At 36.6% G+C, this 15,018-nt stretch carries 12 protein-coding genes; 8 read left to right on the forward strand and 4 right to left on the reverse strand.

Annotated elements, in window-relative coordinates; all coding sequences use genetic code 11:
- The first annotated feature begins 1 nt into the window (after nucleotide 1).
- The 8 genes from PHP31_06395 (at nucleotide 2) to cobC (ending at nucleotide 7,690) form a co-directional block, all read left to right on the forward strand.
- Entirely contained in the window at nucleotides 2-1,621 is a 1,620-nt protein-coding gene (locus tag PHP31_06395) for an AbgT family transporter (protein MDD3738905.1), read from the forward strand.
- A 299-nt stretch (nucleotides 1,622-1,920) separates the two neighbouring features.
- On the forward strand, nucleotides 1,921-2,574 hold the full coding sequence (locus PHP31_06400; protein ID MDD3738906.1) for a CoA transferase subunit B: 654 nt from the start codon (nucleotides 1,921-1,923) through the stop codon (nucleotides 2,572-2,574).
- A 185-nt stretch (nucleotides 2,575-2,759) separates the two neighbouring features.
- Nucleotides 2,760-3,350, forward strand: a complete 591-nt coding sequence (locus tag PHP31_06405) for a nitroreductase family protein (protein MDD3738907.1) — start codon at nucleotides 2,760-2,762, stop codon at nucleotides 3,348-3,350.
- 81 nt (nucleotides 3,351-3,431) lie between these two features.
- Nucleotides 3,432-4,736: a ribosome biogenesis GTPase Der gene (gene der, locus PHP31_06410; protein ID MDD3738908.1), complete on the forward strand. Its 1,305-nt coding sequence runs from the start codon at nucleotides 3,432-3,434 to the stop codon at nucleotides 4,734-4,736.
- Between the two features lie 2 nt (nucleotides 4,737-4,738).
- The gene (locus tag PHP31_06415; protein ID MDD3738909.1) at nucleotides 4,739-5,137 is read left to right on the forward strand and encodes an RNA-binding S4 domain-containing protein; all 399 of its coding nucleotides are present in this window, start codon (nucleotides 4,739-4,741) and stop codon (nucleotides 5,135-5,137) included.
- A 247-nt stretch (nucleotides 5,138-5,384) separates the two neighbouring features.
- Complete coding sequence (cobT, locus tag PHP31_06420) at nucleotides 5,385-6,389, forward strand: nicotinate-nucleotide--dimethylbenzimidazole phosphoribosyltransferase (protein MDD3738910.1); 1,005 nt, start codon at nucleotides 5,385-5,387, stop codon at nucleotides 6,387-6,389.
- A gap of 3 nt (nucleotides 6,390-6,392) precedes the next feature.
- The gene (locus PHP31_06425; protein MDD3738911.1) at nucleotides 6,393-7,181 is read left to right on the forward strand and encodes an adenosylcobinamide-GDP ribazoletransferase; all 789 of its coding nucleotides are present in this window, start codon (nucleotides 6,393-6,395) and stop codon (nucleotides 7,179-7,181) included.
- Complete coding sequence (gene cobC / locus PHP31_06430) at nucleotides 7,166-7,690, forward strand: alpha-ribazole phosphatase (protein MDD3738912.1); 525 nt, start codon at nucleotides 7,166-7,168, stop codon at nucleotides 7,688-7,690. The genes PHP31_06425 and cobC overlap by 16 nt, the downstream gene beginning before the upstream one ends.
- 229 nt (nucleotides 7,691-7,919) lie before the next feature.
- Here cobC and mfd read toward each other — a convergent pair whose 3' ends face one another.
- From mfd to PHP31_06450, 4 genes are all read right to left on the reverse strand, one after another.
- Nucleotides 7,920-11,312, reverse strand: coding sequence for a transcription-repair coupling factor (mfd, locus tag PHP31_06435; protein ID MDD3738913.1), 3,393 nt, complete (start codon nucleotides 11,310-11,312; stop codon nucleotides 7,920-7,922).
- A 155-nt stretch (nucleotides 11,313-11,467) separates the two neighbouring features.
- The gene (locus PHP31_06440) at nucleotides 11,468-12,727 is read right to left on the reverse strand and encodes a T9SS type A sorting domain-containing protein (GenBank protein MDD3738914.1); all 1,260 of its coding nucleotides are present in this window, start codon (nucleotides 12,725-12,727) and stop codon (nucleotides 11,468-11,470) included.
- Between the two features lie 172 nt (nucleotides 12,728-12,899).
- Entirely contained in the window at nucleotides 12,900-13,856 is a 957-nt protein-coding gene (locus PHP31_06445) for a hypothetical protein (GenBank protein ID MDD3738915.1), read from the reverse strand.
- 34 nt (nucleotides 13,857-13,890) lie between these two features.
- On the reverse strand, nucleotides 13,891-14,409 hold the full coding sequence (locus tag PHP31_06450) for a PspC domain-containing protein (protein MDD3738916.1): 519 nt from the start codon (nucleotides 14,407-14,409) through the stop codon (nucleotides 13,891-13,893).
- Between the last annotated feature and the right edge of the window lie 609 nt (nucleotides 14,410-15,018).

Consider the following 15,018-nt stretch of genomic DNA (forward strand, 5'->3'; position numbering starts at 1 on the left):
GATGAATAAGAACAAATTACTAAAAAAAGACAGGCAATTTCCGCACACTTATGTTATAGTTTTTGCCATTGTTGTAATTTGCGGAATACTTACTTGGATAGTTCCAGGCGGAAGTTTTGAAAGAGAAACGGTTGTAGTTGACGGCATTGCCCGACAAGTTGTAAAAAGCGATTCTTTCCACTACGTAGAAAACACTCCGCAAACTTGGCAAATTTTTTCTGCAATCTTCGACGGTTTTGTCGATAAAGCCGATATTATTGTTTTCATTTTGCTGATTGGCGGTGCATTTTGGATACTAAATCAAACAAAATCAATAGATATTGGGATTGAATATTTTTTGAAATCATCAAAGAAATTAGAAAAAAACAGATTGCTGAAAAAAATAGGAGTTAATAATATTATATTGGTTTCTATTATGCTGATGTTCAGCTTGTTTGGAGCAATTTTCGGCATGAGCGAAGAAACCATTGCTTTTATTATAATATTTGTGCCATTGGCTGTTAGCATGGGCTACGATTCTATTGTTGGTGTAAACCTGTGTTTTGTAGCTGCCGGACTTGGTTTTACAGGAGCAGTACTCAATCCGTTTACTATTGGAATAGCACAAGGTTTGTCGAATATTCCTTTGTTTTCGGGAGCCGAATACCGAATGTTTTGTTGGCTTATAATAAATATCGTCGGGTTTACCTACATTCTTATATATGCTTCAAGGGTTAAGAAAAACCCGAAAATATCTCCAACCTACTCCGATGATGAACATTGGCGTGAATTAGCAAAAAACAGCGATGAACAAATTACCAAGCAAACTCCTAAATCGGCGTGGTACACGCTTGCCTTTGTTGCTATTGCTTTAGGAATATACTCATTCAAATTTCCTATAACTAATATGTCAGTCGGTAATTCAGGATTTGAGTTTGCTTTTATTCCTGTGTTGTCGGTATTGTTTGTTGTCAGCAGTTTTTTCCTCTTGCGAAAAAATGTACACTTTTTTATTCTGAACATACTGCTTTTTACAATTTTATTCCTGATAGTAGGAGTAATGGGTTATCATTGGTATATAACCGAAATAGCCACCTTGTTTTTTGTTATGGGTTTGCTTAGTGGAATTGCTTTCGGATACACGCCCAACACTATAACCAAGCACTTTTTAAACGGCGTAAAAGACATTTTGTCGGCAGGATTGATTGTAGGACTTGCCGGTGGTATAATAATTATTTTGCAAAACGGGCAAATAATTGATACTATTCTTTATGCAGTATCAAGTTCAATGCAAGAAGCAGGTAAAGTTGCATCTGTAAGCATAATGTATCTTATACAGACGGGAATAAACTTAATTATGCCTTCGGGTTCGGCAAAGGCAGCACTTACCATGCCAATTATGTCGCAGTTTTCCGATTTGGTAGGAATCTCAAGGCAAGCCTCTGTGATGGCGTTTCAGTTTGGCGACGGCTTTACAAACATGATAACTCCTACTTCGGGGGTGCTTATGGGCGTGCTTGGCGTGGCTCGCATACAGTATGTAAAATGGTTTAAATGGGTGCTACCGCTAATTCTTATTTTGTTTGTGTTAGGATTGCTCTTGCTTATACCTACCGTTACTATGGATTTAAAAGGGTTTTAGATTAAAAAAATCTCTTGCCAACTTGCGATTATAAAAAATCTTAACAAAATCACCGCTTGATTTGCAAAATCGAGCTAGCGGTGAGTCCCAATATTTTCGCGCTTCGATACGCCTTCGGCACTCAGCGACCGAAAATATTGAACATCGCAACCCGCACCGCCAACCTCAAGATTTCATCAGACAACATTTATTAAATTAAACTAAAATCGAAATTATTGGCTTTGTAATTTAAGGATTTGTTGTATCTTTGAGTTTTATTTTGAAATACAAGTACAATACATTAAAAAACTTACAATTATATGTTAACAAAAGAACAAATTGCACAACGAATAGCACAAGAATTAAAAGACGGTTACTACGTTAATCTCGGAATAGGTATTCCTACACTTGTAGCCAACTACATTCCCGAAGGAATGGAAGTTTTTTTTCATTCGGAAAATGGAATTTTGGGTATGGGCGAATTTCCAACCCCCGATGAAGTTGACGCCGACTTGATAAATGCAAGTAAACAAACTGTTACCGTAAACAAAGGAGCTTCCTTTTTCGATTCATCATTAAGTTTTGCAATGATACGCGGCGGACACGTCGACCTTACTGTTTTGGGTGCTTTTGAAGTATCTGAAAACGGCGATATAGCCAGCTGGAAAATACCAAACAAAATGGTTAAAGGTATGGGCGGAGCTATGGACTTGGTTTCTGCAGCAAAAAATATTATTGTAGCTATGCAACATTGCAATAGAAACGGAGAGTCGAAATTGCTCACAAATTGCTCCTTGCCCCTAACAGGCATCAATTGCGTTAAAAAAGTAGTTACCGACCTTGCCGTTATTGAAATCAACGACAAAGGATTTAAATTATTGGAAAGAGCTCCCGGCGTATCAGTAGAAGAAATTGTAAAAGCAACTGCTGCTCCTCTTCAAATTGAAGGAGATATTCCGGAAATGGTTTTATAATCGGTGCACTAGCACATAACTAATAGTATATGAAATTGCGGTATCCTAAGCGGGTATCGCAATTTTCTTACTTCGATGCCTTGGCGTTTCTATTAATAGGCAAGATAAACAGAATAATATCGGGAAACGTTAAGTCCAAAAGCTTTAAAAACTTATAAATAAACAACTAATTAAACTAAATTGCTATGAACAACAACTCCTTGCCAACTAACATAATGCCACAAATTGCTAACAGACGCAGCAGTAGATTTGTTAGCAGTAAAGAAATTGAACACAATAAACTAAAAAATATTTTTGAAGCTGCTATTTGGGCTCCTTCGGCTTACAATTTGCAACCTTGGTACTTTATTGTAGGTTTTAGAAACGACGAAGTATACAATAATATTTTTTCATCGCTGATGCCTGGCAATCAAATTTGGGTTAAAAACAGTCCGGTACTTGTTGCTAGCATTTCGTGTGATACGAATGCTGAAAACCAACCTAACCCGACAAGCACATACGATTTGGGACAAGCCATGGCAATGCTTTCGGTGCAAGCAACCGAAGAAGGTTTATTTGTACATCAGATGACAGGATTTGATAAAGAAATGCTGACAAATTCTTTAAATATTCCCGAAAATCACAGCATTGTTACGGTTTTCAATGTCTTTTATTTGGGCGACGGCGAAGGCTTACGAGATGCTATAAAAAAAATTGAAACTTCACCCCGAACCAGAAGAAATATAAAAGAAACGGTTTTTACCGGCAAATTCGGAAACGGAGCATCTTTTCTGTAACACGCCTTAACATAGCTCCAACATATTGGTGTTTACTATTTTAAGGTATTTGTTATTTTTGCAGTTTTAAAGCAACACATTATGGCTAATATTTTATCAATAGTAGGTCGCCCCAACGTGGGTAAGAGTACGCTATTCAACCGCCTTACGCAAACACAGCACGCCATAGTCGATTCTGTTTCAGGTGTAACTCGCGATAGGCATTACGGATTCAGCGATTGGAACGGTATTAGTTTTTCGGTAATCGATACCGGCGGTATTATTGTCGGTAGCGAAGATGTTTTTGAAGAAGCTATTATTGAGCAAGCCAAAATGGCTATTGAAGAATCGGATGTGGTTTTATTTTTAGTCGATGCTCGCGAAGGGCTTACACCACTTGACCGCGATGTTGCAGATTTGATAAGAAGATCGGATAAAAAATGTATACTTGGAGTCAACAAAGTTGATACTCCTGATAAAGAATACCTTATGGCAGATTTTTATTCGCTCGGAATTGAAGATATTTTTCCTATTTCGGCTCAAAATGGTGGCGGTACAGGCGATTTGTTGGATTTAATTGTCAAAAACTTTAACCCCGAAGTTGATACCACACTACCCGACCTGCCTAAAATTGCTATTGTCGGCAAGCCGAATGTCGGAAAATCATCGTTTATTAATACTATTCTTGGAACCGAAAGAAATATTGTTACGCCTATTGCCGGAACTACAAGAGATAGCATTTATACACAATACTCGGCTTTCGGCTTCGACTTTTTACTTATTGATACCGCAGGCTTGCGTAAGAAAAGCAAGGTCAACGAAGACTTGGAATTTTACTCGGTTATGAGAGCGATCCGCTCCATCGAAAATTCAGATGTGTGCATTCTTATGGTTGATGCAACCGAAGGTTTCGGAGCACAGGACATGAACATTTTTAAACTAATTCAAAACAATAATAAAGGTATTGTAATTGCCGTAAACAAATGGGATTTGGTTGAAAAAGACACCAATACCACTAGGGAGTTTGAAACTATTATAAAAAACACAATTTCGCCTTTTACCGATGTACCCATTGTTTTCACTTCGGTTGTCAATAAGCAGCGTATTCATAAAACCTTGCAATTTGTCAGCGATGTGTATAAAAACCGAAACCGAAAAATACCTACTCGTTTGCTTAACGATACGCTTTTGCCTATTGTTAAAGAGAAAGAGCCTCCTGTGTATAAGGGAAAAGATGTGAAAATTAAATACATTACTCAAATAAAAACTGCCTATCCTACTTTTATTTTCTTTTGCAATCTGCCTCAGTACATTAAAGACCCATATAAACGTTTTTTGGAAAATCAGATACGAGAAAAATTTAATTTTACAGGCGTACCTATCAAGCTTTATTTCAGAAAAAAATAACTATGGAAGACAACGATATTCAACGTATTGACAAGTGGTTGTGGAATGTTAGAATTTTCAAAACACGCAGCATGGCTACCGATGCTTGCAAAGCAGGCAAAGTAAAAATAGATTCTAACAATGTTAAAGCATCTAAAGAAATTAAAGTTGGCGATGTTATTAGAATAAGTCTTAATCCGCTTATAAAGACGGTAAGAGTAACGCAAATTCCTAAAAGTCGCATAGGAGCGAAACTTGTTGAGCAACACTACGAAGACTTAACTCCCGAAGAAGAATATTTGCGAGTTAAAACAATAAGAGAAACAAATATGGAATACAGGAAAAAAGGTCTAGGACGTCCAACCAAAAAAGAACGACGCAGTATCGACCTTTTGAAGAATTATAGGAATGGTGAATGGTGAATGGTGGTTGGTGGTGGCTTGTCCCGAGACTTCGGGAGTGATGGGTGAGTGGTGAGTTTCGAGTTATGAGTTATGAGTTACGAGTTGCGAGTACTTTATCTCCTGACTCAGAACTGACCCGCAACACGCAACACGTACCACGCAACACGTAACAGCCAAAAGCTAACAGCTAAAAGCCAACGGCTATTTAAGTTGGGAACGAATGGTGATTTGCCTTAAAGTAAAGAGTTGATATTTTATAATAAAGATGATGCTAAAAAAATTACAAGAAAAAATTGATTTCAAAACCAAACCCCTTGGTTCGCTTGGTTATCTTGAAAAATTGGCTTTGCAAATAGGGAAAGTTCAAAACTCGCTTACGCCTCGTTTGCAAAAACCGACCATGCTTGTTTTTGCCGCCGATCAAGGTATTGCAAAAGAAGGCGTTAGTGCCTACCCGCCGGAAGTAACTTACCAAATGGCAAAAAATATTATTGACGGCGGCGCTGCTATCAATGTGTTTTGCAAACAGAATAATATTGATATACAATTAATTGACGCCGGAATTAATTTCGACTTTTCCGATTGCAATTCGATTATAAACGCAAAAATTGCAAATGGTAATGGTAATTTTCTGCATCAAAAAGCTATGACTGAGCAACAGATAGAACAATGCTTTGAGTATGGAGAAAAGATTGTAAATCAATTGTTTGCATCAAACTGTAACGTTGTCGGCTTTGGCGAGTTGGGTATTGGCAATACTTCATCGGCAGCCATGTTGATGAGTTATTTGTGCGGATTGCCTTTGGAAAACTGCGTAGGAAAAGGAACCGGAACTACCGACCAACATCTGCAAAAAAAAATATCCATTCTAAAGCAGGCACAAGAGTTTCACGGAGAAATTATCGACGTAAAAGAAATTGTAATGACCTTTGCAGGTTTTGAAATCGTGCAAATGGCGGCTGCAATGCTTCAAGCATACAAGAAAAATATGCTAATCCTAATCGATGGCTTTACAGTAACAACCGCTTTTTTAATTGCGTACAAGATGAATCCCGACGTGATTGAAAACGCTATATTTTGTCATGTTAGCAACGAAAAACCTCATCGTCAGTTGCTTGATTACCTGAAAGTTAAGCCGATTTTGGATTTGGGCTTAAGACTCGGAGAAGGAACAGGTTGTGCTATTGCCTACCCGATTATTGTCAGCGCTGTTGAGTTTTTAAACAATATGGCGAGCTTTGAAAGTGCCAATGTTTCAAATAAAAATTAAGTTATGAAACGCCAGATAGAGTTTTTCTTTGCTGCATTGATGTTTTACACAAGAATTCCTTGTCCTAAAAAAGTGGATTGCTCCAATGTTAGTCTGAATCAGGCATTACGATACTTTCCGTTAGTGGGTATGATTGTCGGAACAATCTCTTTTTTGATATACTTGGGAGCTTCGTGGTTGTTTGGAAATGCGATTGGCATTGTCGCATCACTTGCTGCAGGAATACTCACAACCGGAGCTTTTCACGAAGACGGTTTTGCCGACGCTTTCGACGGTTTTGGTGGTGGCTGGACAAAAGAGAAAATCTTAGAGATAATGAAAGACAGCAGAATCGGGACTTACGGAACTATTGCTCTGATTTTGCTCATGGCGTTTAAATTCTTATCTCTATACATATTGTTGCCTCAACTTGAAAAAGATGGTTGGCTGATAATGTTCCTGTTTTTTATTTTATATCATTCGTTGGCTCGACTAACTTCGGGAAATATCGTTTTTACATCGCAGTATGCCAGAGATGACCTGACTTCAAAGGTTAAACCCGTAGAAAAAACTGCTACACGAACTGAAATCGTAGTTTCATATCTGTTTGGACTCACTCCTTTGGCGATTTTCACAGTTATAAATCCCATAGTTTCTATCGTCCTGATACCTCTGTTTTTATTAGTTGTTAAAGGTAATCGCTATTTCAAAAAATGGATAGGCGGATATACAGGCGATTGCTTGGGATGTATAGAGCAATTTGCCGAATTAATCATCATGTTAACTTTTGTAGCGATATGGAAATTCATGTAATCAGACATACACGCTTAAAAGCCGGATTGAACAAGTGTTACGGACAAACTGAAATTCCCGTTGCTGAGAGTTTTAAAGACGATGCTTCCGAAATAAAAAAACAGCTAAAACCACCTTACGATGCCATATTTTGCAGTCCGCTAAAACGCTGCCAAATGTTAGCTAAGGAACTAAATTTTAGTGAAATAAAGCTTGAACCTGCGTTGAAAGAAATCAGTTTTGGAAGTTGGGAGAATCAAAATTGGGACGATATTAACAGAGAGCAATTAGACAAGTGGTGCAACGATTTTGTCAACGAAACTCCGCCTGACGGCGAAAATCTCCGAGATTTTTACAGTAGAATCATAAAGTTTATCACCGACTTAAAATCAGAAAATTATAAAAAGGTGCTTCTCATCACTCACGCCGGAGTTATACGCTGTATTCATGCATATTTTAATAATGTAGCACTTGATAAATTATTTGATATTCCGGTAGGTTTTAATGAAGTGTTTGCTTTCGATCTTTGAAATTAGCTGTTAGCTTTTGGCTATTAGCTGTTGGCTGTTGAAATTGGAAGTTGGCACTTTGGCTACGCTCAGTGAGTGAAAATATTGAACTCGAGATTCAATAATACTCTCCATTTTCGGCATTTCGGGTTTCGACTACGCTCAACCACCACAATGACCGAAAATGTCGAAACTCGCAACACGCAACTCGCAACACGCAACATGCAACTCGAACTTTAATCCAAAAAACTTACTCAAATTTTACAAATTGAGCTAAAGAGCTCACTACTTCAATAGCCCTCTGAACACTATTCACATTTTTAAAACCCAAATTAATTCTGTCTTTAATTTGCTTGAACGAACAGATTTTTACATTTTGCTTTACAAAGTTTAAAATGCGTGTAAATATTTCGCTATTGTAGAAGTCGGAGTTGCTGCTGCCTACGAACTGCAAATCTAATTTATTGTTTTTAATAATCACCTTTTCAACGCCTATTGATGCAGCTATTTGTCGCATTTTTACAGCTAAAATCAGACTTTGCGTTTCCGGCGGAATCTCGCCAAATCGGTCGGTGATATTGCTTTTAAAAGTTTCTAAGTCTTGGTCGGTTTTGCAGGAATTTAAATTCTGATAAATTGAAAGTCTTTCGTTTATATTGGTTATGTACCAATCGGGGATAAGGAGTTCCAAATCGGTTTCAATTGTGCAATCTCTGACGTAGGTTTTCTGACCTTCTTCTTCAAAAACATCTGAAAATTCTTCAATTTTAAGCTCATCAATGGCTTCATCCAATATTTTCTGATACATCTCAAAGCCAATATCGGTAATAAAGCCGCTTTGTTCGGCTCCTAAAATATTTCCCGCACCTCTGATGTCCAAATCTCTCATAGCAATATTAAAGCCGCTACCTATTTCCGAAAACTCTTCGATAGTTTTAAGTCGTTTTTGAGCATTGCCTGTAAGCATGATACTTGGCGGAGCCAACAGATAACAAAATGCCTTAACATTCGACCTGCCAACTCTGCCTCGCAATTGGTGCAAATCGCTGAGTCCATACCTGTACGCATCGTTTATTATTATTGTGTTTGCGTTCGGTATATCTATCCCCGACTCAATTATTGTTGTAGAAACCAACACATCTGTATCTCCATTAATAAAATCTAGCATAATTTTCTCCAACTTTTTGCCTTCCATCTGTCCGTGCCCGATTGCAACATTGGCTTTTGGGACAAGTTTGTTTATCATCAATGCCAATTGCTCCAAATTTTGTATTCGGTTGTTGACAAAAAACACCTGACCACCCCTGTTTATTTCAAACTGTATGGCTTCTTTAATCCTTATTTCGTCGAAGGTTAATATTTCGGTATGTATAGGATATCTGTTTGGCGGCGGCGTGTTGATTATGCTCAAATCGCGTGCTCCCATAAGCGAAAACTGCAATGTACGCGGTATTGGCGTTGCCGATAGAGTTAAAGTATCGACATTGGCTTTCATTTTCTTTAGTTTTTCCTTGTGCGATACTCCGAATTTTTGCTCCTCGTCGATTATCAGCAGACCTAAATCCTTGAATTTAATGTCTTTACTGAACAATCTGTGAGTGCCAATGATAATGTCAACTTTACCGCTTTCAAGGTCTTTAAGTGTTTCCGTTTGTTTGGCTTTCGACTTAAATCTGTTGATGAAATCAACATTGCAAGGCAAGTCTTTTAGTCTGTCTTTAAAAGTATTGTAATGCTGAACCGTAAGTATGGTTGTTGGAGCGACAACAGCCACTTGCTTGCTATCGGCAACGGCTTTGAAAGCGGCACGTATGGCTATTTCCGTTTTACCAAAACCTACATCGCCACAGATTAATCTATCCATAGGAAATGCCGATTCCATATCTTTCTTAACATCTTCGGTAGCTTTGAGTTGGTCGGGCGTATCTTCGTAAATAAACGATGCCTCCAACTCGTGTTGTAGATATGAATCGGGACTATAAGCAAAACCTTTAATGGCACGTCTTTGAGCGTATAGCTTAATCAGGTCGCGAGCCAAATCCTTAACCTTGCCTTTAGTCTTGTTTTTTATGCGAGCCCAATTATTACTTCCTAATTTGTCGATTTTCGGAATTACTCCTTCCTGACCTGCATACTTTGATATCCTGTGCAAAGAGTGAATGCTAACGTACAGAATATCATTGTCTTTGTACAAAATACGTATAGCTTCTTGAAGTTTGCCGTTGTTGTCAATTTTTTCCAATCCGTCGAAAACTCCGATACCGTGGTCAATATGAGTAACAAAATCACCGGGTTTTAGCGAAAGAATTTCCTTAAGGGTATATGATTTTTTAGCATCGTAGCTGTGCTGAATCTTGTATTTATGGTACCTTTCAAAAAACTGATGGTCGGTAAAGCACGCTATTGAAAGCTCTGTAGATATAAAACCCTGATGATACGAAAGTAACAGAGTGCTGTACTCGGCTTTGTTTTCGATGCCGCGGTTGTACATCATATCCTCAAGTACGTTGGTAATTCTGTCTAATTGCTTTTGCGAATCGGCTACAATGTAGTTTTTAATATTGTTTTCGGTATTTTCAATCAGTTGTTCTAAAAAGCGTTCGAACATTTTATTAAAAACCGGCTGAGGTTTTATATCAAAAACGTAATCTTCGGTGTTTTCAAAAATTGAAGAAGAGCCAAACTCAACAACGGTATGGTTTGAAAGACTTTCTAAAAATTCCGAATCGTTGCAAAAAAGCTGTTCAGGTTTTTGAAAATCAGACTCTTGCAGACTTTCTGCATAGATTTTACAAGCATTGTTGTAGTATTCTTCTAATTTTAGCTTGATGATGTTGGTATCTTTAATCCAAACAATGGTGTTTTGCGGTATTAAAGAAAACAAAGATATTTTTTCGGAAACAATATCCTTGCTTTGCAAATTTGAAATTATAGTTATGTGGTCAAGCAAATCGACCGAAATTTGAGTTTCGGGGTCGTATGAGCGTATTGACGTTACTTTGTCGTCGCTGAGTTCAATTCGGTACGGCAAATCGTTGTTGAACGAAAAAACATCAATAATACCTCCTCTAACTGCCATTTGTCCGGGTTCTATAACAAAATCGCTGTGCTTGAAGTTGTATTCGGCTAACAAATCGTACAGAAAATCGAAATCAACTTTTTCGTCTTTGCTGATTTTTATAGTTCTTTTCTTTAGTAACGATTCTTCAACAACTTTTTCGGCTATTGCCTCAGGAAAAGTAACTACAATTGTAGTTTTATTGTTTGAAGTAATGCGTTTCAGAACTTCCGTACGAAGCAATATTGAAGAATTGTCGATTTTCTCGTAATCGTAAGGTTGACGAAAGGAATCGGTAAAAAGTAATACTTTTTTATTGTGAAATTTTTCGTTATTTTCGGCAAACAAACTCTCCAAATCGTTTGCAAAATAAATGGCTTCTTCTTTATCAGGCAAAACTACGACTTGCAAATTAACATTGTTGTAGCTTGGCAAAGCTGTAACAATTGGAGCAGCTCCTCTTAAACCTTTAACGAAAAATTTTTGTTTCTGCGAACCGACTATTTTCTTGATTAGATTGGCAGTATAAACATTATTGTTAAATGCTGAAATTAACGGATTTAGCTTTTTTGTCGGCTCTTGCATCGAAAATATTAATACTTTTTGTACTGCAAAAGTATTGATTTTCTACGAAAATCGGCATAGCACAACTCGGAAGTTTTAGCTAAATGACACAATATGTGCTATAGCTTAAACTCGTACAGCACAATTATTTTGCCAATTAAAACAGCATTTAAATACTATCTGTTGATAATAAATTTACTATAAAACTGCTTTTTGTCGTTTGAAGTCTGCACGGCATACACTCCGTTTGGCAGATTACTTACGTTTATATTAATAATATTATTTACAGGCTGTTGTAGCTTTTCGTTTATTAAACATTTGCCTGTTAAGTCCATTATTTTTACGTTGTATAAGCTGTTGTTATTAGGTTGATTGAGTTTAATATTTATTTCTGAGTTTGCGGGATTAGGATAAATGCTAATACCGGTTTCATCATCTATATATGTTTTGTCGTCCGAAACAAAACTGCCGTCATTTACTAACTCAAAAGTACAACCGCAGTCCGTACTTATGTATAATTCAGGCATATACGCCAGATCCATAAGAACAAAATTGGGTTTAGCTTTTGTAAATACAGAATAAACCAAGCAATTATCTCTTCCGGCAATGTATCCGTACTCAAGCGAAATGTTTTCATCATATTTCAGTGATTGAAGGTTCCATGTATCACCGTAATCCGTACTTCTGTACAATTTGAAATAAGTAGGTTCGTGAAAAACAACAACTATATATACTTCACCGGGTGTTGGACCCGCAAATAGCATTTCAATGGTTTCATAATATAAAGGATGTACTTCCTTTCCGGCTATTTCAAAGGGAATAGGTTTTTCGGTGAATGAAGCACCGTAATCTGTGCTGTACATTAAATGGTATTGATAGTTTGTAGTAGAATCGTGTTTTAAAGTGTAAAGTTGTCCGCTAATATTAGTTGGAGCAATTAATATATGGTAACCCAACACTGTTTGAAAAAAATCAGGATTGGTTTGATAAATGCTGTCGGTTTTTTTATCGGAAAAGTAAATACCACGCATGTCAGAATGATTATAAATGTAATAATATTCGTCCTTAACCCAACCTGATTTAATGCGTACTGGTTTTGACATAAGAAGAGTATCCCACGTTTCCCCTTCGTCATTACTATAATATATGGGTTGATAACCATAAAAATTACGAACTATAACAAAACCATCGCCTTTATTGGCGGCAATAGAAACAGCATAGCCATAACCCATATCAAAAGTGTTAACTTTTTTAGCATCAACTCCGTAGTTTGTATAATGAATTACAGATGGTATTGCATTATCAATCGTACCTAAAGGAGAATAATAGTATAAATCGTCGTTGTTGTGCCCCAAATCAATTGTAGAATTCGGATACTGACAATACAAAATTGTAGAAAAGACTACTAAAATTAAGGTAAGTACTATATTTTTCATGGCATTAATATTTGAGTTTCTGATGATTGCACTAAACTTTTTCAAATATACAAAAAATGTTAAAACACAAACAAAAAAAATAAAAATTAATAAATAATTAAAGTCGGCACAAAAAAAGATACTGCCCTTGCGAACAGTATCTTAAGATATTAGTAATCTATTCTGCCTTATTTTAATATCTTTCTACGCTTATACTACTTAATCCCGATTTAAAGTCAATGTTTATAAAGTTTTTAGCCTTGCTATAATCGGAACTTCTGTACTTGCCGTCAACTTTTTCAAAACCAATAAAATTTGTGCTCGAAAGTGCCGACTCTTTAGTAATTTCTACACCCGACTGATAAGGAACTTTAATTGTAACATTTGCAGCTCCCGTTTCGACTAATATGTCGGTTTTGGGGAACAAATCGCCGACTGTAATTTCTATATCGGCAGCGCCTCCGGCAAGCTTGATATTTCTGACTTTAAATTTGGATAGGTCGAAATCGACGTCGGCAGCACCAATGTTCATTTCAAAATCCCAAACGGGTTGCTGATTAAGTTTAAGATCGGCGTCTAAATCGAAATCATTAATTTTAAAGTTTTCATCTTTGACTGAGAACTCCAAAACTTTTTCTTTTGGCTCATCTTTTTTCAAAACAAATGCGAAGTTTTCTTTAAAAATTTCCTTTTCTACCTCAGCAATAGCCAAATAATTATTGCAAGTATCATCAATGCTAAACTCGCCTGCACCAACGTTAAGAATAAGTTTTGCATCGGTTGTTGTGCTATCAAAAGCTTGATATAATTTTACCGGTTTTGCGTTTGGATCTCGGTCTCTGTCCTGGTCTTGATATCGATATCGGTCTCGGTCTTGCCTGTTATATTCTGCGTAATATCCTTTTTGCCTAACAATACCCATAGATTTGTACGATGCAAGCAGTACAGACAGTAATACTATTAATATGGAAATAATTAATTTGTAGCTACTTTTAATCTCCAACAAGGTTACGCCCCAAAGCATTATAAGCACCGGAATAGCAAGTCTGAAGATTTTTGAAGTAAAAATAACTATGTCTAAAAGGTGAAGCAAAAGCAATACTCCTACAATAATAAGGATTACACCCCAAAATATTTTTTTATGATTCATGACTGTTTGATTTTTTTGTTAATACTTATTTTAATTATTTTTTTAGGTCTTCGTCGTAAAGGTCATCTACGTCAGTAGTGTTTTCATTTTTACCGTTTTTATCTATTCGGTCAAACAAATTGCCTCCGCTTATAAGCAATGCAATACCGCCTAATACAAGCAATGTGGGCCAAATGTAGACAAAATCGTGGTACCTAATAAAGTTACCTAACAAAATGAAAAAACCTACAAGTATTGCAATGATGCCTAAGGATGTTCTGTTTTTACGCTTTTTTTTTTCATCGTCAACTATCTCGAAATCGGTTTCTTCGATGTCGGTAAATTTATTATTGTTCTTCTGTGTGTTAGTCTGATTTTCACTAGTTTTCATAGGAACAACCAATGCGAGAATAATATATATAAGCAGTCCGCCGCCACCAACAAGTGTCAGGAGTATAAATATTATTCTGATGATTACAGGGTCGATTACAAAAAATTCGCCCAAACCGGTACATACGCCGGCAACAAATTTGTTTTCTCTAACTCTGTAGAGTTTTTTTGCTTTATTTTCCATTGTTTTAATTGTTAAATGTTTGTTTGCCTTTTTGACAAGTATAAAACAAAAAGGTTACACTTTTTTGAAAATTTTTTTGAAATGATTTTTTTCCTCCGTGCAAAAATATTGCTCAAACTGTTGCTACTACATATGTTTCTTGGAGAAAAAAGTACTTGGACTTGCCACACGATGCAATCGTGCGGTAGCAAATGGGTATCTCGGAGAAAAAAGTACTTGGACTTGCCACACGATGCAATCGTGCGGTAGCAAATGGTTCGGTGCTACGCACCTTTATTTGAATTTTTGCTGTTTATGTTACAAATTGTGCGGTGCTACGCACCTTTTTGTACTTAACTTAGCCATTAGCTCTTGGCTCTTTATAATTAACAATTAGTAATCAACCCCGAAGTTTCGAGATTGTGGCAAAACAGTTTAACAAAGTCGCAGACTTACGCTTGATTTACAAAAGCGAGCGGTATGAAATTTTACTCATTTAAAAGCCTTTTTACGCAGAATATGTATAAAAGAAACGTTAAAAATTTCTGAATCCCTGTAAGAAATTTAGTTTCTTTTATACGGTTTTTATTGCCTAAAGGCAATAAAAAATTCCTTGTAAAAAGTGTCTTT

The organism is Lentimicrobiaceae bacterium (assembly GCA_028697555.1).
Taxonomy (GTDB): Bacteria; Bacteroidota; Bacteroidia; order Bacteroidales; family UBA4417; genus UBA4417.

Bases quoted from the DNA above. Each gene is read 5' to 3' on its own strand.
- cobT (MDD3738910.1), top strand. From the start codon at position 5,385: ATGATGCTAAAAAAATTACAAGAAAAAATTGATTTCAAAACCAAACCC.
- mfd (MDD3738913.1), bottom strand. From the start codon at position 11,312: ATGCAAGAGCCGACAAAAAAGCTAAATCCGTTAATTTCAGCATTTAAC.
- PHP31_06415 (MDD3738909.1), top strand. From the start codon at position 4,739: ATGGAAGACAACGATATTCAACGTATTGACAAGTGGTTGTGGAATGTT.
- cobC (MDD3738912.1), top strand. From the start codon at position 7,166: ATGGAAATTCATGTAATCAGACATACACGCTTAAAAGCCGGATTGAAC.
- PHP31_06405 (MDD3738907.1), top strand. From the start codon at position 2,760: ATGAACAACAACTCCTTGCCAACTAACATAATGCCACAAATTGCTAAC.
- PHP31_06425 (MDD3738911.1), top strand. From the start codon at position 6,393: ATGAAACGCCAGATAGAGTTTTTCTTTGCTGCATTGATGTTTTACACA.
- der (MDD3738908.1), top strand. From the start codon at position 3,432: ATGGCTAATATTTTATCAATAGTAGGTCGCCCCAACGTGGGTAAGAGT.
- PHP31_06395 (MDD3738905.1), top strand. From the start codon at position 2: ATGAATAAGAACAAATTACTAAAAAAAGACAGGCAATTTCCGCACACT.
- PHP31_06445 (MDD3738915.1), bottom strand. From the start codon at position 13,856: ATGAATCATAAAAAAATATTTTGGGGTGTAATCCTTATTATTGTAGGA.
- PHP31_06440 (MDD3738914.1), bottom strand. From the start codon at position 12,727: ATGAAAAATATAGTACTTACCTTAATTTTAGTAGTCTTTTCTACAATT.
- PHP31_06450 (MDD3738916.1), bottom strand. From the start codon at position 14,409: ATGGAAAATAAAGCAAAAAAACTCTACAGAGTTAGAGAAAACAAATTT.
- PHP31_06400 (MDD3738906.1), top strand. From the start codon at position 1,921: ATGTTAACAAAAGAACAAATTGCACAACGAATAGCACAAGAATTAAAA.